Below are 24,964 nucleotides of genomic sequence, written 5' to 3' on the forward strand. Positions count from 1 at the left end.
TTATGAATTATACGCTTTCGCGAAATCTTTGGCAAATTCCTCGATTTTCACCTTGCCAAAGGTCGGTTTATTTAGCGCAAACTCCTCTCTTAATGCACCTGTGTGAGTTGCTTCTGCCAGCTCGACCAAATTCAACGCAAAATTTTCGGGAACACCGTTTTCGATAAACGATTGCAACACTTGTTTTCCCGGCAAAGCTCGCCATTCTAATTCAGGCACGCCAATGGCTTTGCCTAAGACAGCAGCTATTTCATTGCAAGTAAGCTCATCGCTACATACATAGCGAACAGGATTCGGTTTGGTTGTAGTCTGCAACTCTTCCGCTACGGCTGAAGCAATATCCAAAGGAGAAACCATCGCTAAAATGTCGTCATCTCCGTAAACAGCACCCATAAACCCGGCTTGCTTTATCATCGGAATAAAAGCAAGCAAATTGTAATAGAAATAAGTAGGTCTTACATGCGTCAACTGAAGAGCAGGAATCGAATTCAGCTCCTGCTCTATTCTGTAAGAACCGGAGATAAAACCTGTTCCTGATGGCAAATGCGCTCCATAGCTGCTCAGATGAACCACTCTTTTCACTCCTGAATTGACGATAGCTTGCTTGTAGGTTTTACCGATATTGTGGTAATACGCTATTTGATCAGGATGCGTAAAATTGGGTGGCGCCATGCAGTAAGCAGCGTCTGCACCGGTAAATGTTTGTGTGAGAAACGCTACATCTTCTACCGAGCCAATAGCAGCTTTTGCACCCAAAGCTTCAATCTCTGCCTTTTTCTCAGGATTGGTGCTGATTACAGTAACCGAATGTCCTTGTTGCACCAACTCCTGCGTAAGAGGTTTCCCGATGTTCCCTAAAGAACCTGTGATGATTATATCCATTTTCATTGATTTTATATGGATACAAAGCACTCGAATAAGGGAAACTTCGGTGTAGCCAAATTCACTTTTGATGTAGTGGAAATAACTTTCTTACTCAATTAAAACTCGCCCGAAACTCCAAAGGCGTCAGGTTCACTTTCTTTTTAAATAGCTTGTTGAAGGACTGAGGTCGTTCGAAACCAAGCTGGTAGGCAATCTGAGCTACGGAGAGATTGCTGATGGAAAGGTATTCTTTGGCTTTCTCGATCAGCTTGTCGTGGATGTGCTGCTGGGCACTTTGTCCTGTGAGTGAACGCAGCATATCGCTTAAATAGCGCGGAGACACATGGACCTGATCAGCTAGAAACTCAACAGTTGGCAAGCCTTCAATCAATGATTCGGACTGATCGAAGTAGTCGCTTAGCAACTGCTCTATTTGTGTTAAAAGATCAGAGTGAACCACCTTTCTAGTGATGAACTGTCGCTTGTAAAATCGTTGGCTGTAGTTGAGCAATACTTCCAGATAAGACACCAACAGATCCTGACTGGATTCATCGATGGCCGTATTGAGCTCAGTTTCGATACTCTGAAATAATCCGAGAATTACCTCCTTTTCACTTTCCGACAAGTGAAGCGCTTCATTGGTATCATAGGTAAAGAAACTGTATTTACGGATGCTTTTTGCCAGAGGGTAATTGCGGATAAAATCCGGGTGGACAATCAACATATAACCTGAATACTCCTGATCCTCATGTCGGCCAATGACTTGATTGGGGGCAGTAAACATGATACCGCCCTCATCAAAATCATAATGTCCCTGACCATAGCCCATGCGACCATTTTTAGCGGTCTTATAGGAAATGCTATAAAACTCCATCGCGATAGTTTTCTGCCCAAACGACTCATCTACAACCAACTGATTGTTATCTACCAAACTGATCAAGGGATGCTTGGGCTTTGGCAAATGCAGCAATTGATGGAGCTGAGAAATGGACACTATTTTAAAAGGCATTTGGTCTTTCATTTCGGAATCAATCTATAAAATTCTGCTTCATAAACTGCATAAATGCCTGATCACCTATCTCCTGTCTTTGCTTATACAGACCTTGTGCATCTACACCTGCCACGTATCTCAGCTGATCTTTTCCGTCTGTAGCCGCCTCATAAACAATCTCGGCAATTTGCTCAGGAGTAGATGCGTTTTCCATCATTTGCATGGAACCATCCATCATCGTTTTTAGCATGCTGTCGTAAGCAGGTGTTGAGGAAAAATCCAACGATCTGCCCATAAAATCGGTTTTGATGCCGCCAGGAGAAACCGTCTTGATCTGTACACCCAATTTACCAAGCTCAAACCAAAGCGATTCGCTCCAACCTTCCAGTGCCCATTTGGTAGCATGGTAAGTTGACCCAAACGGGAAAGTCACCAAACCACCGATTGAAGTAGTGGAAATAAATACACCATTGCCCTTTTCTCTGAAATAAGGGATAAAAGCTTTCGTCACCCGAATCACACCCAGAAGGTTGGTATCGAGCTGACGTGTAATCTGTTCGTCATTTAGCGCTTCCAATGGGCCTATTAGTCCATAACCTGCATTGTTGAACACCACATCTACTTCATGTGATTCCAAAACGGTGTTTACGGTTTTCGTCACTTGCTCGGCATTGGTTACGTCCAATGGAAGCACGGTAACATTTTCCAAGTTGGTAAGTTCGGTTTCGTTTTCAGGAGTTCGCATGGTCGCGATCACCTTCCAGCCTTTGGATTGAAACAGTATGGCCGTGGCTTTTCCCAAACCTGTAGAGGCTCCTGTAATGAATATTGTCTTTTGCATTTCTAACGTTTTTTAATTCATCACAAAGCTCTGACTAACACACCTCAATGCTGTTTCCAGATTGAGTTTGGTTGTATCCAAATTGTCAAAACGCTAAATAGCCGAGGCATTGATGCCGTATCGCTTTTTGAAGGAATCGGAGAAATGAGAGAAGTTGACAAAGCCCACGGAGTAATAGACGTCCACTGGTTTTTGATGCTTTTCCTTGATCAAATAATTGGCTTCTTCCAGACGCTTGTTGAGCAGCCACCTTTCCGGAGTGTCTGCAAATACCTTTTTGAAATCGCGCTTGAACGTAGACAAGCTCCTCCCCGACAGTCTCGCAAATTCTGAAATAGGAATATTGAAGGAATAGTTAGTTTGCATGAACTTCTCCAGGTCTATTTTGTGCGGCTCGCTGAGGTCAAAAAGCACTTTTTCGAAACCCTGATTACTTGATAACAGCAGCTCCAGAGCCTCAAGCGTTTTGAGTTGGGCCATTTTGGAAGTGAACTTCTCCGGCTCATCAAAGTATGGAGCCAGAGAATCCCAATAGGTTTTGATGAAACGATTTTTACTCAGGTCAATAACCGGAGGGCCAACATACTTCTGCTGCTGTGAAACCTGATTTTGGAGCGCGTATTCTCGTAAAATATCCTGCGTAAGGAAAATATTGATGGCTTTGAAAGGCAATCCATTCTCATCAGGGATTTTCAAGGTTTTCACCAATTCATTTCTCCGAATCAAAGCAATACTTCCTGCCTTTGCCTCCACATGATGATTGGCAAAAGTCATCTCAAGACTTCCGGAAACAATCAGTCCTAAAGCGTGATCCCTTACTACCTGCTCGTCAGAAAACTTCTTTTTGGTATCGCAACTAAAGAGGATGTTGTCTACGGATAAATGCGCTGCAATCATGTTGATTTACTTAAAGAATGTTCTCAAAATAACCCAATCGAATAAGGAATCACTAAGGTAGCGTTTCATAAACAACATCGGCTTGGCCATCGCCCCTTTCACATATCTCGCTTTAGGTTTATTGGTTTCGATGGCCTGCTTCACCAGCCTGGCAATCACAATCGGACCCGGAGCTTTGTTGTTCTCCTCCATTCCCTTGATAAAATTAAACATCTTTTGAGCGTAAGGTTCATAGGGAGAATTGGCGGAAGCTTCCAGCATTTTACCAAAAGCAATAGCACCCCATTCGCTCTCTACGCCACCCGGCTCTATCACAACTACCTTGATGCCAAACTGCTTCACCTCCAGCCGCAAACTATCACTCAGCGCCTCCAGGGCAAACTTACTGGCGTGATACCATCCTCCTAGCGGATTAGCAATTTTACCTCCAACAGAGGACACGTTGATGATATGTCCACTCTTTTGCTTTCGCATGTACGGTAAAACCTTTTGGGTCACACGCACCACTCCAAACACATTCACATCCATTTGATATTGTGCTTTTTCAAGCGACACATCTTCCAAAGCACCATATTCGCCATAGCCCGCATTGTTTAACAATACGTCTATACGCCCTTCCTTATTGATGATCTCGCTGATGGCATGCTCCACAGAATACTCATCCGTAACGTCCATGGGCAAAGTAGCCACTCCGTATTGATGAAGTTCGTTGAGCTTCTCAATTCGCCTGGCCACTCCGTAAACCTTGTAGCCATGTTTTGCGAGAAAAATAGCCGTCTCCCGACCAATACCGGAAGATGCACCTGTGATCAAAATAACTTTCTTGTTCATTTTTTAACCGTGTTAATTAATGATGCAAAGCTATTTTGAGGATCAGGCTTTTATTTTGGCCACAAGCTCAACTTACTTTGGCCAGAGGGTCATTCGTTGGATACTTATTGAAAGGACTTTCTAAAAGCTAATGGCGTAGCATTCACCTTTTTCTTAAATAGCTTATTGAAAGATTGTGGGTATTCGAACCCCAGGCTGTAGGCTATTTCTCCAACTGACATATTGGTTGTGGTTAGCAATACTTTTGCTTTTTCCATCACGGCATTCTGAATATGCTGCAGCGTGGTTTGTCCGGTAGTGCTTCGGAGCATATCACTTAGGTAATTGGCAGAAACGCCTAACTCCTTCGATACATGCTGCACCGTAGGAATGCCCTTTTCCAATACATCATTGCTATTGTAATACGAGGTGAGCACTCGCTCCAGACGCATAAGCAGATCATCATTTGCCGGCTTTCTGGTAAGAAACTGCCGATTATAAAAGCGATTACTATACTGAAGCAGAACTTCCAGCAATGAGATCATCACGTTCTGACTAAACTGATCAATACCCGATTGATATTCTCGTTCGATGTTTCTCAGAACACCTTGCATCACCAATTCTTCTTCCTCAGATAAATGTAGGGCTTCATTGAGTTCATAGGAAAAGAAGCCATACTCATGCAAGCGTTGGGACAATGGATGCCCCTTCAAAAAGTCTGAATGGAAAAGTAAACTGATCCCCTGTGTCGGGGAATCATCAGCCTGTATATGTGCAAGAAGCTGCCGCGGAGAAACGAAAGACATCACCCCTTCATCATAGTCATAATATTGCTGACCATACTGCAGCTTCCCTTTGAAGTTTTTCTTGATGCTGACACAATAGAAATCAAGAAAGAAATGCTGAAGATCCATCAATTCGTCATTGCAGATTTCTTCAAATTCAAACACACTAATCATCGGGTGCTTGGGCTTAGGAAGCCTGAGAACCTGATGAAGTTCAGAAATCGACTTGATGATATGCGGTCCCTTTTTCACACTATTCATTTTGTAATTGCTTTAAACGTACTCCTGACCTGATTTGTAAACCAGATCAGGAGCACTTCATATCTATAAAGTAGACATATCTATGACAAACCGATATTTCACATCTCCGCGTTCCATTCGCTCATACGCATTGTTTATATCTTTGATATCGATGAGCTCAATATCCGCAACAATGTTGTGCTCAGCACAAAAATCAAGCATTTCCTGAGTTTCCAAAACACCACCAGCGCCAGAACCTGCGACTACCTTATTACCCACAGCAAGGGAAAATGATGGAATTTCCCAGGGTTTAGCCGGCATTCCCACATTGATGTAAATCCCATTGGTTCGCAAAGTATCGAGGTATGGGTTCACATCGTGATCCTGAGCTACAGCATCTAGTATAAAGTCGAACTTGTGAGCCATTGCCTTCATTTGTTCCTCATCTTTTGAAACTACAAAGTGGTGAGCGCCCAAAGCTTTGGCAGCTTCTTCTTTATGAGGAGAAGTACTCAACACCGTAACTTCGGCACCAAAAGCTAGTCCAAACTTAACGGCCATATGACCTAGTCCACCCAGACCTACAACGGCCAGTTTATGTCCCTGACCAACTCCCCATCTGCGCAACGGAGAATACGTGGTAATCCCAGCACACAAAAGAGGTGCTACAGCTGCCAAATCTAGTTGATCACTTACGTGGTAAACGAAATGCTGATCTACCACAATTTCTCCTGAGTAGCCACCATAAACTGGATTACCCTCCTTGTCAAGGTTGTTGTAAGTCACCACAGGGCTAACCCTGCAAAACTGTTCCTGATGGTTTTTACATTCATCGCATTCCTTACAGGAGTCCACCATCACGCCTACACCCGTGCGCTCTCCTACTTTAAAATTTGTGACTTCACTGCCTATGGCTTCTACCACTCCCACGATCTCATGACCGGGAACCATGGGGAAAATACCCGGATACCACTCATCCCTTGTTAGGTGGATGTCTGTGTGACACACACCACAATACATGATTTTGATATGAATATCCTGAGGCCCCAGTGTTCTACGTTCTAACGTCCATGGAGCTAGCGCCTCGCTTGCGCTCTGCGCAGCATATGCCTTTGTTTGTATCATTTCTCAATTCTTTTGATGATACAAAGCTCACTGGACAACTGCTCAAAAAAGTATTCGAATCTCTGAAAGTAGTATCCATTTTACAGGAGGAACAGATCAGGGAAACTTCACTCCCGTTACCTCCGCTCCCAGTTCCCAAAGCTTCTTAGAGACAGCCTCATCCAATGCATGTGCTGCAATCTCCGCTTTGATAGGATAACCAGAATATCCACGATCATGCGGGCCATAGAAATCGCCTCCCTTTACACCTGCTTCAGTCGCGGCATAAAGAGAAGGCAAAGCACCCTGCCAGGAATCCATCATCACCCCGATACGCTCAACAGCCGCATTGTACTCCTTCTGATCCATATGGCGAGCAAGCTCAGTCTTATTGGCTCCTGGCTGAGCGGCTATGGAAATTACCAGATCACCTTTCTCTTCAATCCTTCGTTGTAGCTCCAAGGCCAGAAACATATCAGCCAGTTTACTCTGCGCATATTCACGCATAGGCTCATAGTCTTTCTCTGTTTTCAGATTATCAAAATCGATACTACCACGCAGATAAGCCATGCTACTCAAGGTAACGATTCGTGAATTCTTCGTCTCATTCAATAAAGGATAAAGCAAACCAGTCAAAGCGAAATGTCCCAGATAGTTCACGCCAAACTGCAATTCATATCCATTAGCATCCTTAGATGCTGGAGGCATCATCACACCGGCATTATTGATCAGAACGTCCAACTGAGTGTATTTCTCTAGAAAAGCTTTCGCGAATGATCTTACCGAATCTAAGTTCTCCAGATCAAGCAACATCACATCCAATGAGCCATGTCCTCCATTCGCTTTGATGCGCGCTGTGGCTTCTTCCCCCTTCCCTAGATTGCGGCAAGCCATCACGACTTGAGCACCTTTTTCATACAAGGCCAGTGCTGTTTCGTAACCGATTCCCGTGTTGGCTCCAGTCACCAAAAACACCTTTCCTGATTGATCTTTGATTTCATCTTTTGTCCACATATCTCTTTTGTTTTTTGTGGTTACAAAATTGAAATGCGAACGGCAGCTAGTGCATACAAGATCTTGAGAATAAACTACAAAATTCAATCAATCGAAACCTGACGATATTCCTTTGGAGTGTTGCCTACGGATTTCTTGAAGTAAGCCGTAAAGTGGTGCAACTCCTCAAAGCCCAAACTCCACCCGATCCGATTGATTGGCCAGTCGGTAGCCTTGAGTAGAATCTTCGCTTCTTCGATCAGTCGCTCTTTGATGAGTTGAGAAGTGGTCTTTCCGGTAATTTCCTTAAGCGCTTTGTTGAGGTGATTGACATGAACATTGAGCTGATCTGCAAAAGCCGCAGGTGTGCCGAGCTGAATGGATTGCGCATCTAATTCGATCGGAAACTGACGCTCCAAAAGCTCCATAAATAGAGCTGCAATCTTCTCGCTTGCAGAAGATCCAGTGTAAACCGCTGTAGTAGGCTGCATCTTCTGAGCGCTGTGAATCACCTCCATTAATAATGTTCGCAACAAGTCATATTTAAAGGTGTAATCGCCTTTCAACTCTTCACTCATCCGATCAAAAATGGCTTTCTGAGCTTTAAAACCCTCAGCATCCAAAGGAATAATGGCTTTGTCTGTAGACTGAAAAATGGGATATTCTTTGATATTTCCGAAGCGGCTAAAGAAGTCCTCAGTGAAGATGCAGACATAACCAGCGTGCTGCTCACTGAGTCGCTCCCAGAGGTAGGGAATCATGGGATTGGTAAAAACCAGAACGCCTTCATCCACCGCTACACTCTGATCCGCATAGTGGATAATGCTCTTACCAAGTACCAGACTTACCTTATAGAAATTGCGTCTGCTATAAGTAGGTTCGTTACTCGAAGGGAGTGTCAGGTCTTCAACTTTGAAAATATTGAAATGACCAAACTCACTAATATCCTGCTCCAGTGCTTGATTGAGCGTACGGTAAAATTGCTTTACTTCTACAAACTTGGTCATGTCACAAAACTACAAAAATCAAGTGACACCTGTAGTCAACCTATTTCCTCAGCCAAGCCGACCAATAATCCCTCTACTCCACGTATGTAGCAGAGACGATATACATTTTCGTAATTGACAATCTCACCTACTAACTCCGCTCCTTTACTGGTTAACCTGGAAACCAATTCATCTATGTTGCTGACGGTGAACATTACCCGCAAGTAGCCATATGAATTGACGGGAGCTGCTCGATGATCAGCAACTGGTGCTGGCTTTATAAATCTAGAGAGCTCAATGCGGCTATGACCATCTGGAGTTGCCATCATGGCTATTTCTACTTCCTGCGAATCCACACCTGTAACCCTTCCAGACCAATCACCTTCGATCACGGCCCGCCCTTGCAACTCCAATCCTATCTCGGAGAAAAATGAGATGGCATCATCAAGCGACTCCACTACGATACCCACATTGTCCATTCTGAGTAATTGACTCTTGTTCATTTTCTACAATTGACAATTTATTTGAGCTCTGACAAAATGAGTTTCTTTTGGGTAAAAGTATTCTTAAGTGCCTTTTCCCTTACCACAGGATCTGTACTTTTGATAAGCTCAAAGTATTCGACAGGCACCACTTGCCACGATAAACCATACTTGTCTTTACACCAACCACAAACTCCTTCTGCTCCTCCGTTTGAAGTGAGTGCTTCCCAATAATAGTCAACTTCGACCTGATCTTTACAGTTGATAACAAGCGAAATGGCTTCGTTGAACTTGAACATTGGACCCGCAGCAAGAATGGAAAACTCTACACCTGCAAGCTCCATAACGGCAGTGTCAAAGCTACCAGGATCATCGGTATATTCATTTGGCGGGTTTTCATACCTTCTGTAATCTTTAAGTTTTCCATCTTTAAAAATGGACAGATAATATTCGGCAACAGCCTTGGCATCCTTTTCAACCCAAAGGCAGGGAGTGATTTTTTGATTGTTCATCTTATGTTCCTTTTATTTTTTTATTCATTTTCTCTTTTAATCCGTCAAAAGAAAAGTCATTCTTAAACGGAAAAATCAAAATAACTCACTGATTTAAAATCGATTACAACTCTTTACCATTAAGAAGAAATAACTGGACTTAGCCAATTTCTTCTGCCAAACCAATCAAAAGCCCTTCAACTCCGCGGATGTAGCAAAGGCGATAAGTATTTTCGTAGTTAACAATCTCTCCAACCAACTCAGCTCCCTTTTCAGTCAACCTTGCTACCAGTTCATCAATGTTGCTCACCGCGAACATTACACGCAAATAGCCGAGTGAATTCACAGGCGCAGTTCTATGATCAGCGACTGGAGTTGGTGTCAAAAATCTAGAAAGTTCGATTCGGTTATGACCATCGGGAGTCGCCATCATCGCGATTTCGACTTGCTGTGACTGCAATCCTGTGACCCGGCCAGACCATTCTCCTTCAATCAGTCCGCGGCCTTGAAGCTCCAGTCCGATTTCGGAGAAAAAGTCGATAGCATCGTCAAGAGATTCAACAACGATACCAACATTGTCCATTCGTAATAATTGACTCTTCTCCATAGCAATTTCTCAGTTAGTTTCTCAATACATTCAGTTAATCGAAAGGGCTGGTTATCTATGCTGAAATAGTTAGCCAGCCCTTAACTCATTATTTAATCAATTGAAAATCAATGTAATTATAATTCATGTTACCAATTTCCACTGTATGAATCGTGAAAGTTTGAAGTCCTTTTTCCAAGGTTACCGTAGCCATATTTTCGAGGTAATTCCAATGATGCCATTGACGCCAATCCACCGTATCTGCTTCAACATAAGTGGAAGGAATTAAAATAGAATCCGCAACAATTTGATCGTTTACAGCGAGCGCGATCTTACCATTTTGGTTTGCAGTGTACATAAAGCCCAAAGCATATTCTCCACTTTGTTGAACATCGATTGTGTATTTTATCCATTCACCAGGCTCCGTCCAACCTACATACAAATCCTCCTTTTCAGGATCGACAAGATTATAAGGACTGTTATCTACAGGCGGATCGAGAAATTTGGTATAGGAAATATCCACTGATTCGCTTTTTCTAAATTCATGCAAGTAAGAGCCGTCCGCAGGATTCAATCCTCCACTTCCCGAATTAACGGCATCACTATCATGATAGGCAACACCCTCACCTCCAAAATCGTAGTATTCGCATTGCAGCCTTCCCGGAATTTTCTGTGCTCCTCCTTTATAGATTTCATCTTGAAAAACAGTTCCTTGATAATCCGACAAAGGTTTCTTTTGATCACAAGCCACTAAAAACCCAAGAATAGCCATGAATGCTAAAGGGTGAAAAAGTCTGTTCATTGAATGATGATTCTGAGATTTCATACTTATCCCCATTCAGGAAATTGAGTTCTATCTAAGTCCAAAGAAGCAATTTTGTTCATATCTGCTTCACTCAATTCAAAATCGAAAATATTCAGATTTTCAACCATATGAGCTTTTTGCGAAGACCTTGGAATGGCTACAACACCTCGTTGAAAATGCCATCTTAAAGCAACCTGAGCAGCACTTTTCTTATATCTCTTTCCTATTTCGACCAAAGTATCATTGGTGAAAATGTTATTTCTGCCACCAGCAAAAGGAGACCACGCTTCGATCTGTGTTTTGCTGCCTTTTAAATAAGGATAAAGCTCTTTTTCTTGGAAGAAAACGTGTGTTTCAACCTGATTAATAACAGGCTCTACTTTGGCATAACTTTTCAATTCCTTTAGCTGTTCTGGCAGAAAGTTACTCACCCCGATTGCCTTGATTTTACCAGCTTTGTAAAGTTCTTCCATGGCCTTCCAAGAACCTTTCACATCTCCTCTTGGGCGGTGGATTAAGTACAAATCCAGATAGTCGGTGCCTAACTTATCGAGTGTAGTTTGAAATGCTTTTTTCGTCTGCTCATACCCAGAATCATCAACCCACAGCTTGGAGGTAACGAAGAGCTTTTTTCGATCGATACCGCTCTTTTTGATACCCTTACCAACCGCTTCTTCATTGCCATAAATGGTGGCTGTATCGATAAGACGATAGCCCACAGAAATGGCATCTGAAACAGATCTAACACCCAAGTCACCATCCAAAGTGAGTGTGCCAAAGCCCAATCTCGGCATTTGAACACCATTGTTTAATGTCACTGTTGGAATAGCAACCTCCGCAGCGGAACCGTCCATAGCTGCCCATAATTTCGATCCGCCAGCGCCTAAAAAGAACATGGCAGCGCTTGCCTTTACTGTTCCTTTCAAAAATGCTCTGCGTTTTAATGCATCATTTTGATCTCTCATGATTTAATTCTGAAATCCTTTATTTTTTTAAGTTGAAATTCATGATTTGGCTAGTAGAAATAAAGCCTTGAAAGGCGTTATTAGTCTCTTTTGACTATATAATTCAGTTCCGTTACACCAGAAGCAAATTGCCAGGTAATAGGCACTAGCTCCAGTTTTATTTTGTCCTTAACATCCGCAAATAGCGAAATGCCTTCACCAAGCACGATGGGGTTCACAAACAACCAATAACCATCAATCAGCCCTTGTTCCATAAGAGCGTGAGTGGCTGTAGGGCTACCAAAAAGCAAGATTTCCTCACTATCACCTTCGCGGGATTTAACTTCCTTTATACTATCTGAAAGATTGTCGCTAATGATGGTAGTATTCGGTAAATCCGAGCCTTTCATGGTTTTGGATAGCACAACTTTGTGAACATTTTTATACCATTCTGAATGTTCAATATCATGTTTCGATGCACCGGGCTTATCACCTGCTGTTGGCCAATAACTCTCCATCATTTCGTAAGTAGTTCGACCATACATTGCAGTATCCCCTTTACTTATTCGCTGGCCCACATGGTCGAAAATTTCTTGATCAACTTTAATCCAGTTCATCTCTCCTTTCGGGCCTGCTACAAAACCGTCAAGCGACATATGCATAAATGATATGATCTTTTTCATTGCGCTAATTTGAGTTTAAACACCACTTTCCCTTTCAATATATTTAAAAAATTTACTGCTAAAGTGACATCTCCCAACGAAGGGAAGAGATTTTACTTTTACGGTAAAAGAAGAACCTAACCTCCATTTCATAGAAGTATCAATGATTCAAGTCAGTTACCACTGCTGAATAACTATTCCCAATTGATTGTCCTTCATAGCGAACTCCTTGGCGCCCCAAGGCCGAAGAGTAACCTCTTTCAAATTAGGATGTAAGAATTCAGGGAAATTGCTCGAGACATGCTCGAAAACCTCATCTATATTTTGAGTTACAAGGCGAAATTCTGGACTGTGTTCTTTTGCCAAAGCCTCATTTTCAAATAGATTGATTCGCAAACCATTTTTCTCCAAAACACAAAACGGCTGATGGGAATTGCGCTCATCATGGCCAATGGTAAAGCCTAAACAATCAACAAACATTCTTAAACCCTCATTTATATCGAGGTAGAAAATATTGGGTACTAATTTTTCGAAAATCATTTTTTAGAATGCTTTTAAGTGTAAAAAACCAAGAAACAACAGTTCGCTTACTTTTAAAAACGTATTGTTCCGAATGAAAATCCACGGCTAAATAACCCTTAAAATCACTCTCCAGCTTGGCCAGTTATTACTTCGCCATCTCTTTTGTAGCGCACAATGATTACTCCTGTTGATGTGATCGTGCTTTCTATGAGTTTGAATGCAGCGGGTAAAATTCCATCTTCGAACAGTTTTTTGCCTCCGCCTAAAATGACCGGGTGAATTTTCAGCCGAAGTTCGTCCACAAGATCATTTTGTAATAGCAGATGAATCAGCTCGCTACTTCCCCAAACTTGAAGGTCGGAACCATCCAACTCCTTCAGCTTTTTGATATCGGCCAAACTTTTGAGAAAAGCTGTGTTTTGCCAATGGGTTTCGGTTCGGGTTGTGGAAAGTACATATTTGGTACCTTCGTTAATTCCGGGCCAAAAATCATTGTGGTGTGGCCAGTATTCCTCCCATATTTCGAAAGTTTTTCGCCCTAACAGATATTCGGAGGGCCGTAATTCAGACTGAACAGCTTTGTTATAAACTTCATCGCCAAAAGGTGCTGTCCAACCGCCAAATTGGAAACCACCCGAAGTATCTTCTTCTGGCCCTCCTGGGGCTTGCATTACCCCGTCCAAGCTTATCATCGATAACACTGTGATTTTTCTCATTTGCCAATACTTTGTGCCTTACCTCTTATTTCGAAGGAAAGCAGGTTTTAGACTGATTTAACTGAAAGCAATCTCGAAAGTAAAAATGGCATTAGTGAGGTGCAAATCCGACAAACAAGGTTGCCGGAACTGCCAACTGAGATTTCGTAAGGTAGATGCAGATTGTTTAGTAGAAGACAAACAAAAAGCTATTTCTGCTCCTGCGCATTGAAGCCATATCCAATGGCTGATGCTAGTATATCAGTATGGATATCCGCTAATGTTTTAAACTTGATGCAATAGCCTGTTACTTTTGCCCTACCCAAGGTTTTGCCATAAGTTTCGGCCAAGTAGGTTTTGTCATCAAGGCCCATAATATAGACTGAAATTCCCGTTGAATTGGCGCTTAAGCCTATTTGGTAAAACGCTTTGGTTTTGCCATCTGCATATTGAATGGTGTAGTTTCCGTAACCAATACTCGGGTTGGATACTACTTTATTTTCGCTATTTCTTCCATCCAGAAACCACAATTCACAATCTGGTTTGATGCCCAAAACCAGATTGTGCAACGTTTGTAGGTCGTTACGTTTTTGCTGTGGCTGACTGGCAATATATTCGGTGATTTGCTCTTCTTTTGACATGAAATTTTTCAATAGTGAAGTCGCATATTCATAGAGTAAAACGATTCAAAAGTCACCCATTTGATTTATCCAAATCGCGCTGAAACCTTTCTATTAGATCTTTAGAAAACGAATCAATAATTCTAGATTCCTTTTTATCAATTCCATCGGAAGCATTGGCAATAATTTTCATAGCATCGATAAACTCAGCATATTCAGGTGCAGGGCCATACGCATGACAAAAATTGATCACTTTATTATATGTCTCTTCTAATGAAGATTCTTTGGACTCCTCATAGTTAAACGACCATTTGACTTCTGAAGCCCAAGAATGGTTTTTCAATAGATCATTCAGTGAATCTCTTTCTTCAGCTTGAATCACTCCATCCGCTTTTGCTACAACAAACAGAAGCTCTCCTAACGTCTCGTACAGTTTTTCTTTATCAGTCATTTTTTTAGTTTTAATCAAGTCATAATGTGCTTCACAAACATTCTAAAACACTTACTCTCCTTTACAAATTGGTTTTCAGAAAAATCATAAAGAAGACACTTCTGCCTTCTTATCCTGAGCCCAGCGAAGGAACTATCCACAACAACGTTTTAGACCCTTCGCATACTCAGGGAAAGAATCATAACTTAAGCCATAACACGCTTCACAAACATTCTAAAACACTTACTCTCCTTTACAAATTGGTTTTCAGAAAAACCATAAAGAAAACACTTCTACCTTCTTATCCTGAGCCCAGCGAAGGAACTATCCACAACAACGTTTTAGACCCTTCGCATACTCAGGGAAAGAATCATAACTTAAGCCGTAACTCGGCTCCACAAACATTCTAAAACACTTACTCTCCTTTACTGATTGGTTTGTAATAAAGCGTTATTGCTCCGCCACTCAAGGTCTTGGTTTTATTAAGTTGAAAAATTATTCTTTCGTTTAAATCTTCAAAAAAAGGTAAGCCTCCGCCAGCTACCATTGGATAAACACAAAGCTGAAGTTCATCTACCAAATTCATCTTTAAAAGTTGAATGATAATGCTTCTGCTTCCCACTAGAATATCTTTGCTATTCGCATCACCCGATTGCTTGAGAGTCAGAACCATTTCCTTAATACTTCGATCCGAAACCTTAGCACTTTCCCAACCTGTATCTTTCATCGTATTAGAAAAGACGATTTTCGGAACCTTGTCGATAGAAAGCGCGAAATCATCCATAGACTTTTCACCAGAAGGTTTTTCCACCAAAGGTTGCCAGTACTTCATCAGTTCGAAGGTAATTCTTCCATACAGGAGAAAGTCAGAATTATTGATAAGCGTTGCGTAATGCCAGTGAATTTCTTCATCGGGTAGCCCAACGGTATGGTCGCAAACACCATCCAGGGTCATATTAAGTGCCGCAATTACTTTTCTCATATGGTTTCAGAAGGAGATTTTGATCTCTAACTCGTTCAATATATTCAAAAAAATTGAAGCAAAAGTAATATCCAAAAACAGTGCTTTATCCAGCCAAGCCTTTATTACTTGAGCTTGGTTCTAGCAAATCCCATAAGTTGCCATACAGGTCTTCAAAAACGGCTACTTGCCCGTAATCATATTGAGCGGGAGGCCTCACAAAATTCACTCCCTTCGATATCATTTTATTATAATCTCTATTGAAATCGTCCGTAAACAAGAAGAGAAACACCCTGCCACCCGACTGATTTCCAATGCTTTTAGCTTGCTCTTCGTCCGATGCTTTGGCAAGCAATAGACTACATTCCGTTGCTCCGGGAGGCGACACAACCACCCATCTTTTGTGCTCATCAAGTTGAGTATCTTCAAGCAGAGTAAAATCGAGTTTGTTGGTGTAAAAGTCGATGGCTTCGTCATAATCTCTAACCACCAAGGCAATATGGGCTATTCGTTGTTTCATTTAGAGCTTCTTTTCACAATGAGCGGGCATAATACAAAAAAGCCATAGATAAAGATTACCCATGGCTTACCAAAACAGAGACGGTTGTTTTAATGCTGACTGAAAAACTCTAACATTGTTGAAAGGGCATTTTTGCTGTGCATTATTTCACCATTATCAAGCGATTCTTTGGCCGCTGCTGATGCACGCTCTCGCATGTTCTGCTCATAAGCCGCGATGGCACTGTGCAACGAATCGTATGTATCGGAAGTAAGACAGTCGCTCAGTTCCAAAGCATCGCGCATGGCCATGTTCACGCCCTCACCAGCAAAAGGAGGCATTACGTGAGCAGCATCGCCCAACATGGTAAGGTTTGGCAAAGCTTCCCAAGTTTGATCCAAAGGCATGCAGTAAATCGGCCGCGGAATAAACGGTGTAGCAGTGTGCTCAAACAGTTCATGCCAAACAGAGCTCCATTCAGCATAGGCAGTTTTGAACCAATCGAGCAGTTGTTCTCTATTGTTGAAATCCAATCCGCTTGTTTTCGCCCAATTCTCTTCGGTTTTGAAACTGGCATAAAAGCCAATTTCTCCATTTCCTTTTTGCCCCATAAGCAAATCCTTTTTATTCCCGAAAGCCATGATTTTGCCTCCGTTCAACAAAGTTGCCACATTAGGAGCCGTATTTTTAGCATCATAAATGTTGCCTTCGAGCATCGTAATACCCGAATAAAAAGGTTTGATATCGGTGATGTATGGACGGATTTTTGAATTGGCACCATCGGCCGCAATTACAAGGTCTGCTTCAACAGAAACTCCATTTTTGAAGTACAAAATCCATCCCTGATTCTGCTTTTCCATGGTCAGAAAATGACTGTCCCAAACCACCGTTTCAGGCTCCAAAGACTCCAACAAAATCTTCCTTAATGCTCCTCTATCTATTTCAGGACGGAAATGTGGATTCCCAAAATTCTCTTCCACTTTGGTGTCATGGTCGCTGAAAAAAACTTCAGCGTTTTCATTCATAATTTTCTTTCTATCAGCTTTGGGAAGAAAATTATTTTTGAATTCATCGAGTAAATCGGCCTTAATTATGGCGGCCAAACCCGAGTCATCGTGCAAATCAAGCGGTGAACCTTGCACTCTGGCATTCTTATTTACATCGCGCTCATATACTTTCACTTCTGCCCCGTTAAGCTGTAAAAGTCTGGCCAAAGTAAGTCCACCTGGGCCACCACCTACAATGGCGATTTTTTTGTTTTGTAATTTCATGCTGAACATCATTCTATGTTACAGCACAAAATTATTTAGGGGGCAAGGTGGAAAATTGTATAAATCGGTCGTCTTGATTTTGCTTCAATTCTTTTGGCGAAACTCCAGCAAGTTTCTTCACTTCTTTAATAAAATGCGACTGATCGGCAAAGTTCTGTTGAGGAAATAATTTACCTTCTTTAATATGATTGAAAGAAGCCCGAAAACGAAGAATGCTACAATAAGCCTTGAGTGAAATGCCGAACTGTTGGTTGAAATAGCGGTTGATTTGACGGCTGCTCCAAAATACTTTTTCTGAAAGTTCCTTTACTGTTAAAGCTCCATTTGATGCATAAACTAAATCGAACAAGTTCTGTTTTCTGGAATCAACTTCGCTTGGCAAAAGTGATTGAATTTTTTGAGTGGCCTTCTCGCAAAAAAGATCGAAATCTTCTAAGTCGCTTTCGTTAAATCCCCAAAAGTCAATGGGTAAATGCTTAGCGAAATCCAAAACATCGGAAACTGTATTTTGAAGAATATATTCAGCAGCCAGCAATTTGAAACTTACCACAAACATCACCGTTTTAGCGGCTAATATGGCCTTATCGGGATGCGTTTCGAGCCCAGAAAGTGTAACATGAAAAGACTCCTTTGCTGAGATCGAAAAGAATAAATCGATTCGCCCATCTGGTAAAATGACTACCTCCTTGTCATCGTCTGTGTCATTTTTTAACAGCCAAAAACTCTCTACAAAACCGTCAATCGATTTATCAGGCTTGATCAGTTTATATTGAAAGTCGTTATCCATTTCGGGTATTTATGGCCTAAAGCTAAACTGACCAAAGGCCTAATCAAGATATTCCTGACCCATTTTAACATTAGCCATTCTTTCCACATTGTTAAAGACAATCTACTGCATTATCATTTTAATTGCGAATTGCTTTTTGGTATTCACGCCTCTTAGGTAATCTTCCCAAGTTTGGGGAACATGATAATCAGGAATAACACCTCGGCCTTTGATTTCGGGAGCAACATCGATCTGGAAATGTACTGTTGGGATTTTCACTTCTATTTTTGAGTTGGGCAACTCAACATATTCCGAATATCCGCTTACGTTGCCTTCGTAAGTTCCGCCAGTTTCTTCTCCAACAAACATTCCTCTATTCGTCATTTTTACCAAGCTGGAAAATTCGGCTCCCCCAGAAAATGTTTTTCCGCTGGTTAAAACATATACTTCCCCACTATAAACCAGCTCCTTCTGAGGTTTCTTATAGCCCAAATCTGAATAGTAATCGCTGTATAGGGTAAAATCTCCGCGTGTGGCAATGCCATCGTGGAATGACCATTTATCTTCTATATAGCCCTGTTTATGCTTGTTTTTTTGATAAGGTTTGGGCAGCATGGTGACACGCTTGTACTTTTTCACCACATCATTTGAAAGGTAACTGAAAAGCAGGTTTTCATTTCCTTCAGAACCACCACCGTTCGCTTGAACATCGATAATCAAATGTTGAATATGAAGCGAATCGATCTTCTTAAAGCTGGATTGGTAGAATTTTTCATAATCGAGATCGTCATCACCAAAGCTTGGAACACTCAAATAAGCAATCGAATCATTGATCTGCTCAAATGTAAATTCGCTGAAATCAAAATCAATAGACTTCATTTTGGCATTCTTCCCTTTGAATTTGGTAAACCGAACCGCCTTTACATTGAGGGTTTTGAGGTCGCTATCCTCAAAGTTTTGCACCTGAAGTTTTATCCTTTTCTCTTTGCCATACACCAGTCGGTACAGTAATGAGAAGTTCAGCCCACCGATCCATTCATGCCGAGAAGTTTCATTAAAACCATCCGTAGGGATCAGCGGATATAGCTTTTCAAGTATGCTTTCGATCTTTTCTTCATTTACAGCAATGATTTTGGCGCCCTTTTCAAGCCCTTCAATCTGCTTTCCATAGTTCTGAGTAACAATCATGTCTTCTCCACAGAGTTTAATTGTCAGCGGTAAAAAGGACTTAGAAAGCCCAAGCTTTATCATGGTCCATTTCGGAAGCTCAATGGAAGTGTGCCCTTCATTGGTTAACCCGATGAGATATCTTAATTTCTCATAGAATTCCAGCTTGGTTTGAGACTTATTTAAGGTATTTCTTACACTATCGATTTTTGCGTCCGTTTGCTCCTCGCTTAAGTATTCATAAAGACCTTGGTGCTGAGATTTCAACTCTGAAATCAGATAGTCGTAATCTTCATTCAATTTTTTGGGACTTATTTTATTTTGTGCATTTGCGAAGGATAGAAAAAGTAAAAAAAGCAGCAATAAAGAAATTCTCATCGGTTATTTAGGTTTGATTTGAGGCCAATGGTGTAACTCAAAAGACCAGTTGGAAAGTTCTAGTTTAGTTGAAAGAAATACGCGGAAAATTCAAAAAATCACAAGCATTTTATGGCTCAATCAAGAAGAACTTTCCAGCGCTAAACCACAACCATATATACATTTTAAACCAGGTCAAACCACAGCTATTTTCTTGTAAAAATATGATGCTGCGTGCCTGTAAAATAGTCCCTGAAAATCTGATTGAGCACATGATCTTCTCGAGCGGCTTTCACGCCCAAGTGTGGATGAAGTCCAATGATCGAAGCTGTCAATTGCCTCACCAACTCAGAAGCTGATTGATGCACTTGTCTGATCAAATCTTCCGTAATATCACCTTCACTTTCGGTGAGTTTTTCTATTTGCGATGCAAAGTCTGCAATAGCAGTATTCGCTGAATTGATAACGGATTTTAACTCAACTAGAAATGATTCTTCAACAATCAAAGCGGCTTCATTCAAAAAATGCTTCGCCATTCCCAGGTAGTTCACCCAAAGGGTTAGATCTGCAAAAACTGAGAAGTGAATTTTGAAAATGGACTGAGGCTGATAGAACCGATTGTAAACAAAGCTGTATCGTTCATCCACTACCACATCCTTTACTTCAAATGAATGCGTGGCTGAAGCTTTCAGCCCCATGGTATTCCAGTCTTCGATAATAGTCACCTCATCCGCAGGAATTACAAAAGACAAAAACTTCGGGGTGCCATCTTCATTCTTCTGTTCTTCTCCATCCTCCACAATTTTGGCATTCATAGTGAAATGTGTGAGGTATGGAGCTCCTGTGGCATAACGCCATATTCCGTTGAGTTGATAAGTATTTCCTTCTTTAGTAGCAGTACCGAACATACCTCCGCTTCCTCCAAAGATGGCTGGTTGGGCAAAGATTTCCTGAGCTATCTCCGGCTGCAGATTGCCAATAAAGTAATTCGCACCAGAGCAAAGAGTCACTGTCCAACCAAGGCTTCCATCCATTCGTGCTAGCGACTGAAGTTGTTTCAGGCCATCGGAAAAAGACATTTCTAAACCACCAAAAGCCTTCGGCACCCAAATATTCCAGAGGTTTTCTTTTGCAATCCAATCAAGCACTTCTTGACTGAAAACTGGTGCATCTTTCAATTGATTTTTAAGCTGTTGCATAAACGCCTCCTTTCTCACTTTTCATAATATTTCTCCATTTCAGGTAACCCGAAGTGCCCATAATGAACAAGAAAACGCTCATTCCGGCATAAATATAGAGTTCCTTGTAAACCAGCAGTGGAATGGAAATAATATTGCTGATATTCAAATAAACCCAGTTTTCGATTTTGCGCTTGGCCATGAGCCACATGCCTGCCCACGCAAAGGCACTCACCACAGCATCCCAAATAGGCACATCCGAATCGGTGTGAGCACTGAGCCAATAGCTCATCAATGCAAAGCAACCCAAGACGATTCCGAGGGCTTTCAAATGCTCAATTCCGCTCGATTTGGTTATGGGAGCTTCGGCTTTCTGCTTGCCATATTTCCAGTAAAACCAGCCATAAATGCTCATAACCAAATAATACAAGTGCAGCAGAATATCGGCATACAATGCGCTTTGATAGAGCACCCACATACTCGTGAGGATGGCTACAATTCCGAAAAGATAGTTGTGAATGTTGTTTTGTCGGGCCAGTACCACCTGAACGATCCCGAAAAGTGTTCCCAGCCCTTGAAGCCAGGTGAGTTGTGTTAAGAATTCCTCGATCATTGTTTTTAGTTTTCAATGAAATGAGGAGATGAACCAGACTTCCATAGAAGAATAGAAGCCTTCAAAATCCCTACGCCAGCATTATCTGGATCAGGTGCGGAGCTGTACTCCTGGGTATCATCTCAGCCTGCCAACACAGCAAGCACCCCATTTGATTGCAAATGTAAAGTTCAGGTTTTGGGTTGAAAAGCCATTCGCATTAAATATTTGATTTTTAACCAATCTTCAGCTCCTGAATCAGCCCATCTTTCAGTCTAAAATGGTATCCCAATGGTAATGGACTACCTGGGAATGTACCCGACACTTCAAGCGTGACATGAATTATATCATCCCTTTCTTCGTAGTTAATTAACTTGTATTTAGGTTGATACTTTTGGGTTGTTGCTGCTTTCCATTGCTCAATTTCAGCTCGACCGCGGTAAGTTGAACCCTCATCGTGTACAATCGCATTTTCTGCAAAACATTCAACATAAGCTTTATCGTCTGCATTGGACAATGCATCAAGCCATTTTTCTATTGTAACTATCATAATCACTATTATTTAAATGGTAGGAATTACTCCACCATCAATGACATATTCGGTACCTGTGATATAACTAGCTCTGTCTGAGACCAGAAAACCAACCAATTCTGCTACTTCTTCCGGTTGTGCTGGCCTGCCAATTGGAATACCTCCAAGCTCATCCATTACGTTCTGCTTGGCTTGCTCAGGAGTAATCCCCGAGGTTTCGGCTATCAGGTCAATCCATTTAGTAGCCGCATCAGTGAGCATCCATCCCGGAGAAACCGTCACCACACGAACTCCCTTGGATGAGACTTCTTTTGATAATCCCTTACTGTAATTCACCAATCCCGCCTTTGCAGCAGCATATGGAAGTGAAGAATCATGTAGTGGTTGACGTGCCTGCACTGAAGCAATGTGAATGATAACTCCTTTCCCATTTTGAATCATCAAAGGCAACAATCCCTTATCCAGGCGCACTGGGGCCAAGAGGTTTGTCTGAATGGTTCGCTCCCAATCCTCGTTGGTCAGCACTTCAAAACCACCGCTTGGCGTATCTGATCCACCCACATTATTCACCAAAATATCTATGGAACTATGACTTTTCACTACTTCACTTACCAGATGCACTACATCTTTCGGTTCGCTTATATCGGCTGGGATGAAGTAAAAACCTCCTAAATCTTCAGGTCTGTTTCTAGCGGTAATAATTACTTTAGCTCCAGCTGCAGCCAATCGCCTGGCAATGGCATTTCCGAGACCTTTAGTACCACCAGTCACTAAAACTGTCCTACCCGTTAGTTCTTGATTAAAATCGAAATTCTGCTCCATTCTTCTTTGTTTTGTTCGGTACAAAAAGAGGGAGTATAAGCAGTATAATCAAGTACGGTAAATCGAATGGCATAGGGATAAATTTGTCCCATATTGCGCTCCGAAAACCATAGTCTTAAATTTGTATCATGTACGAACGAAAGATACCTCTAAACCTGAACTGCGGACTGGACCTTATTGGAGAAGTGCTGTATGGCAAATGGAAAATCCGTATTCTCTGGTTCATCAATGAAGGCTTTCATCGGCCCAGCGAAATACAAAGGCAAATCCCAGACGCATCCAGACGTGTGCTCAATGTACAGCTGAATGAACTGATGGATCATGAATTGATCACCAAAACGATCTATGCGGAAGTTCCTCCCAGAGTGGAATACCAACTGACTGAATTTGGGAAGACACTTATCCCGCTGATTACTGCCCTAGGCGAATGGGGAGATCAAAACGAAGAGCGTCTGAGAAAAGTGATTCTAAAACGAATAGCAAATCCTGAAACATAAGCATCCTTATTACTTCACCTCCGTAAACTCATTTCTTTAATCAACAAAACCAACCTTCATGTCATACTGCAAAGCCATCCCTAACATTCCTGAGCCTCGTCAAGCTCTTCACAAAAAGTATCACGACCATTTCTATGGCTTCCCCATTCATGACGACAATGAGCTTTTTGGAAGGTTAATTATGGAAATCAATCAGGCGGGACTCAGCTGGGAAACGATTCTGAAAAAAGAAGAAGGTTTCCGCATGGCTTACGACAATTTCAACATTGATAAAGTGGCCGCTTACCAAGAAAGCGATCGTGAGCGACTACTCTCTGATCCACAAATCATTCGTAACAGACTAAAGGTCAATGCTGCCATTGTGAACGCTCAGAAGATTCAAGAGCTTCAAAAGGAATTTGGTTCGTTTGAAAATTGGCTCGATCATCATCATCCCTTGACGCTACAGGAATGGATGAAGCTCTTCAAAAAGAACTTTAAATTTACGGGTGGAGAAATTGTGAATGAGTTTCTAATGAGCACGGGATACTTGTCTGGAGCGCATGACCCAAGCTGCCCAGTTTATAAAGAGGTAGAGGAATCGAAACCAAAGTGGATGGAAGTGTAAATAGCTTCCTTACACCATTCCTTTTAACAGCTCATAAAATTTTATCACTGCCTTTTTTTCATAGGCTTCTTGGAGGGAAATGATCATGATTTTTCGCTTCATGTTTTGTCCTTCAATAGGAATGCCAACAACATTAGAATCGTTTACGCTGGTATCACTCAAAATGGTGTACCAATGGCCCGTTTTCACGATTTCGAACAAAGTGGGAATGTCGTTGATTTCCATGCAAATATTGGGCTGCAGCTTCTTCTCGTTAAAAGCATCAATGAAAAACTGAATCGTGCTGTAGCCGCTAAAAGGAAGTGCCAAGGGAAGCTCTGAAACCTCTTTTAGCGATATACTAGTTTTGGTTGCCAGCTCTGAAGTTTTTGCTGCAACCAGAACCATATTTGAGTTCAAAAGAGTTTGGTATTTCAAGTGAGGTTCTTGAGTACCCTCATGAAAATTCAGTATAAAGTCAAAATGATGTGTATTGAGTTTCTCCAACAAATCGCGGGTAGTACCAAATACCGCCTGTACTTTGATATTTGGATACTGATTGGCGAACTGGATCAAAGCTTTCGCAAAAATAATCCGCATGGAATAGATAACACCAATGGTGATTTTACCAGCATGAAGGTTATTCAAATCCTTTAGCAACAGTAAGCCTTCATCTGCCTTATTTATGCTTTGCAAAGCATATTCACTGAACATTTCGCCTGCTTCTGTCAGAATAATCCGCTTACCAATGCGATTGAACAAGGGTACATTCAGTTCATTTTCAAGCTGCTTAATTTGCTGAGACAGGGTACTCTGGCTGATATGTAAAATCTTAGCGGCTTCAGTAAAATTGAGCAGTTCCTTCGCTTTCAAAAAATATTTAAGCTGTCTTAATTCCATATTCCTAAATCGGTTCTATCGATTGATTTGATCGAAAAATAGCGTTTTGCAAATATAGAATTTGTAATGACCTTTAGTGTAAACATTG

Annotated in this window: 32 protein-coding genes; 3 read left to right on the forward strand and 29 right to left on the reverse strand. The window is 41.6% G+C overall.

The window, feature by feature from the left end:
* The 19 genes from ACXACJ_RS16185 to ACXACJ_RS16275 all read right to left on the reverse strand — a co-directional run bounded on the left by ACXACJ_RS16185 (position 1) and on the right by ACXACJ_RS16275 (position 14,769).
* A complete protein-coding gene (locus ACXACJ_RS16185) occupies positions 1–882 on the reverse strand; it encodes an NmrA family NAD(P)-binding protein (RefSeq protein ID WP_475135450.1) in 882 nt (293 codons plus the stop codon).
* Positions 883–976: 94 nt separating this feature from the next.
* Positions 977–1,873, reverse strand: coding sequence for a helix-turn-helix domain-containing protein (locus tag ACXACJ_RS16190; protein WP_475135451.1), 897 nt, complete (start codon positions 1,871–1,873; stop codon positions 977–979).
* A 19-nt stretch (positions 1,874–1,892) separates the two neighbouring features.
* Positions 1,893–2,696, reverse strand: coding sequence for an SDR family oxidoreductase (locus tag ACXACJ_RS16195; protein ID WP_475135452.1), 804 nt, complete (start codon positions 2,694–2,696; stop codon positions 1,893–1,895).
* A gap of 93 nt (positions 2,697–2,789) precedes the next feature.
* Entirely contained in the window at positions 2,790–3,593 is an 804-nt protein-coding gene (locus ACXACJ_RS16200) for a helix-turn-helix domain-containing protein (RefSeq protein WP_475135453.1), read from the reverse strand.
* Positions 3,594–3,599: 6 nt separating this feature from the next.
* Positions 3,600–4,424 (reverse strand): oxidoreductase, encoded by an 825-nt coding sequence (locus ACXACJ_RS16205; protein ID WP_475135454.1) that lies wholly within the window; start codon positions 4,422–4,424, stop codon positions 3,600–3,602.
* A gap of 104 nt (positions 4,425–4,528) precedes the next feature.
* On the reverse strand, positions 4,529–5,449 hold the full coding sequence (locus tag ACXACJ_RS16210) for a helix-turn-helix domain-containing protein (protein ID WP_475135455.1): 921 nt from the start codon (positions 5,447–5,449) through the stop codon (positions 4,529–4,531).
* A 63-nt stretch (positions 5,450–5,512) separates the two neighbouring features.
* On the reverse strand, positions 5,513–6,553 hold the full coding sequence (locus ACXACJ_RS16215; protein WP_475135456.1) for an NAD(P)-dependent alcohol dehydrogenase: 1,041 nt from the start codon (positions 6,551–6,553) through the stop codon (positions 5,513–5,515).
* A gap of 96 nt (positions 6,554–6,649) precedes the next feature.
* On the reverse strand, positions 6,650–7,546 hold the full coding sequence (locus ACXACJ_RS16220; RefSeq protein ID WP_475135457.1) for an oxidoreductase: 897 nt from the start codon (positions 7,544–7,546) through the stop codon (positions 6,650–6,652).
* 83 nt (positions 7,547–7,629) lie between these two features.
* The gene (locus ACXACJ_RS16225) at positions 7,630–8,532 is read right to left on the reverse strand and encodes a helix-turn-helix domain-containing protein (protein ID WP_475135458.1); all 903 of its coding nucleotides are present in this window, start codon (positions 8,530–8,532) and stop codon (positions 7,630–7,632) included.
* Between the two features lie 35 nt (positions 8,533–8,567).
* Complete coding sequence (locus ACXACJ_RS16230; RefSeq protein WP_475135459.1) at positions 8,568–9,014, reverse strand: VOC family protein; 447 nt, start codon at positions 9,012–9,014, stop codon at positions 8,568–8,570.
* Positions 9,015–9,031: 17 nt separating this feature from the next.
* Complete coding sequence (locus ACXACJ_RS16235) at positions 9,032–9,505, reverse strand: VOC family protein (RefSeq protein WP_475135460.1); 474 nt, start codon at positions 9,503–9,505, stop codon at positions 9,032–9,034.
* A 139-nt stretch (positions 9,506–9,644) separates the two neighbouring features.
* Entirely contained in the window at positions 9,645–10,091 is a 447-nt protein-coding gene (locus ACXACJ_RS16240) for a VOC family protein (protein ID WP_475135461.1), read from the reverse strand.
* An 88-nt stretch (positions 10,092–10,179) separates the two neighbouring features.
* Positions 10,180–10,872 carry a carbohydrate-binding protein gene (locus ACXACJ_RS16245; protein WP_475135462.1) on the reverse strand — a complete coding sequence of 231 codons (693 nt, stop codon included), beginning with the start codon at positions 10,870–10,872 and terminating at the stop codon, positions 10,180–10,182.
* Between the two features lie 26 nt (positions 10,873–10,898).
* The gene (locus ACXACJ_RS16250) at positions 10,899–11,840 is read right to left on the reverse strand and encodes an aldo/keto reductase (protein ID WP_475135463.1); all 942 of its coding nucleotides are present in this window, start codon (positions 11,838–11,840) and stop codon (positions 10,899–10,901) included.
* Between the two features lie 80 nt (positions 11,841–11,920).
* Entirely contained in the window at positions 11,921–12,502 is a 582-nt protein-coding gene (locus ACXACJ_RS16255) for a dihydrofolate reductase family protein (protein WP_475135464.1), read from the reverse strand.
* A 156-nt stretch (positions 12,503–12,658) separates the two neighbouring features.
* Entirely contained in the window at positions 12,659–13,021 is a 363-nt protein-coding gene (locus ACXACJ_RS16260) for a VOC family protein (protein WP_475135465.1), read from the reverse strand.
* Positions 13,022–13,125: 104 nt separating this feature from the next.
* Positions 13,126–13,719, reverse strand: coding sequence for a dihydrofolate reductase family protein (locus ACXACJ_RS16265; RefSeq protein WP_475135466.1), 594 nt, complete (start codon positions 13,717–13,719; stop codon positions 13,126–13,128).
* A gap of 188 nt (positions 13,720–13,907) precedes the next feature.
* Positions 13,908–14,339, reverse strand: a complete 432-nt coding sequence (locus ACXACJ_RS16270; RefSeq protein WP_475135467.1) for a DUF1801 domain-containing protein — start codon at positions 14,337–14,339, stop codon at positions 13,908–13,910.
* Between the two features lie 52 nt (positions 14,340–14,391).
* Positions 14,392–14,769 (reverse strand): TerB family tellurite resistance protein, encoded by a 378-nt coding sequence (locus ACXACJ_RS16275; protein ID WP_475135468.1) that lies wholly within the window; start codon positions 14,767–14,769, stop codon positions 14,392–14,394.
* Between the two features lie 26 nt (positions 14,770–14,795).
* Here ACXACJ_RS16275 and ACXACJ_RS16280 point away from each other — a divergent pair, with 26 nt between their 5' ends.
* Entirely contained in the window at positions 14,796–15,158 is a 363-nt protein-coding gene (locus tag ACXACJ_RS16280; RefSeq protein ID WP_475135469.1) for a hypothetical protein, read from the forward strand.
* Between the two features lie 5 nt (positions 15,159–15,163).
* Here the strand turns inward: ACXACJ_RS16280 and ACXACJ_RS16285 are convergent, their stop codons facing one another.
* The 9 genes from ACXACJ_RS16285 to ACXACJ_RS16325 all read right to left on the reverse strand — a co-directional run bounded on the left by ACXACJ_RS16285 (position 15,164) and on the right by ACXACJ_RS16325 (position 22,893).
* Positions 15,164–15,730, reverse strand: coding sequence for a dihydrofolate reductase family protein (locus ACXACJ_RS16285; protein WP_475135470.1), 567 nt, complete (start codon positions 15,728–15,730; stop codon positions 15,164–15,166).
* 85 nt (positions 15,731–15,815) lie between these two features.
* Entirely contained in the window at positions 15,816–16,229 is a 414-nt protein-coding gene (locus ACXACJ_RS16290; protein WP_475135471.1) for a VOC family protein, read from the reverse strand.
* An 89-nt stretch (positions 16,230–16,318) separates the two neighbouring features.
* A complete protein-coding gene (locus tag ACXACJ_RS16295) occupies positions 16,319–17,479 on the reverse strand; it encodes an FAD-dependent oxidoreductase (protein ID WP_475135472.1) in 1,161 nt (386 codons plus the stop codon).
* Positions 17,480–17,510: 31 nt separating this feature from the next.
* On the reverse strand, positions 17,511–18,266 hold the full coding sequence (locus ACXACJ_RS16300; protein ID WP_475135473.1) for a helix-turn-helix domain-containing protein: 756 nt from the start codon (positions 18,264–18,266) through the stop codon (positions 17,511–17,513).
* Positions 18,267–18,368: 102 nt separating this feature from the next.
* Entirely contained in the window at positions 18,369–19,790 is a 1,422-nt protein-coding gene (locus ACXACJ_RS16305) for a S41 family peptidase (RefSeq protein WP_475135474.1), read from the reverse strand.
* 185 nt (positions 19,791–19,975) lie between these two features.
* A complete protein-coding gene (locus ACXACJ_RS16310) occupies positions 19,976–20,968 on the reverse strand; it encodes an acyl-CoA dehydrogenase family protein (RefSeq protein WP_475135475.1) in 993 nt (330 codons plus the stop codon).
* A complete protein-coding gene (gene pnuC / locus ACXACJ_RS16315) occupies positions 20,955–21,560 on the reverse strand; it encodes a nicotinamide riboside transporter PnuC (RefSeq protein WP_475135476.1) in 606 nt (201 codons plus the stop codon). Before pnuC ends, ACXACJ_RS16310 begins: the two co-directional genes overlap by 14 nt.
* 214 nt (positions 21,561–21,774) lie before the next feature.
* Positions 21,775–22,089: a nuclear transport factor 2 family protein gene (locus ACXACJ_RS16320; RefSeq protein ID WP_475135477.1), complete on the reverse strand. Its 315-nt coding sequence runs from the start codon at positions 22,087–22,089 to the stop codon at positions 21,775–21,777.
* 12 nt (positions 22,090–22,101) lie between these two features.
* On the reverse strand, positions 22,102–22,893 hold the full coding sequence (locus ACXACJ_RS16325) for an SDR family oxidoreductase (protein WP_475135478.1): 792 nt from the start codon (positions 22,891–22,893) through the stop codon (positions 22,102–22,104).
* Positions 22,894–23,021: 128 nt separating this feature from the next.
* On the opposite strand from ACXACJ_RS16325, the gene ACXACJ_RS16330 reads away from it, so the two are divergent.
* Both ACXACJ_RS16330 and ACXACJ_RS16335 read left to right on the forward strand, forming a co-directional pair.
* Entirely contained in the window at positions 23,022–23,390 is a 369-nt protein-coding gene (locus ACXACJ_RS16330) for a winged helix-turn-helix transcriptional regulator (RefSeq protein ID WP_475135479.1), read from the forward strand.
* Positions 23,391–23,448: 58 nt separating this feature from the next.
* A complete protein-coding gene (locus ACXACJ_RS16335) occupies positions 23,449–23,997 on the forward strand; it encodes a DNA-3-methyladenine glycosylase I (RefSeq protein ID WP_475135480.1) in 549 nt (182 codons plus the stop codon).
* A 9-nt stretch (positions 23,998–24,006) separates the two neighbouring features.
* Here ACXACJ_RS16335 and ACXACJ_RS16340 read toward each other — a convergent pair whose 3' ends face one another.
* The gene (locus ACXACJ_RS16340) at positions 24,007–24,876 is read right to left on the reverse strand and encodes a LysR family transcriptional regulator (RefSeq protein WP_475135481.1); all 870 of its coding nucleotides are present in this window, start codon (positions 24,874–24,876) and stop codon (positions 24,007–24,009) included.
* Between the last annotated feature and the right edge of the window lie 88 nt (positions 24,877–24,964).

This window comes from Roseivirga sp. AWQ4_251, assembly GCF_056158225.1.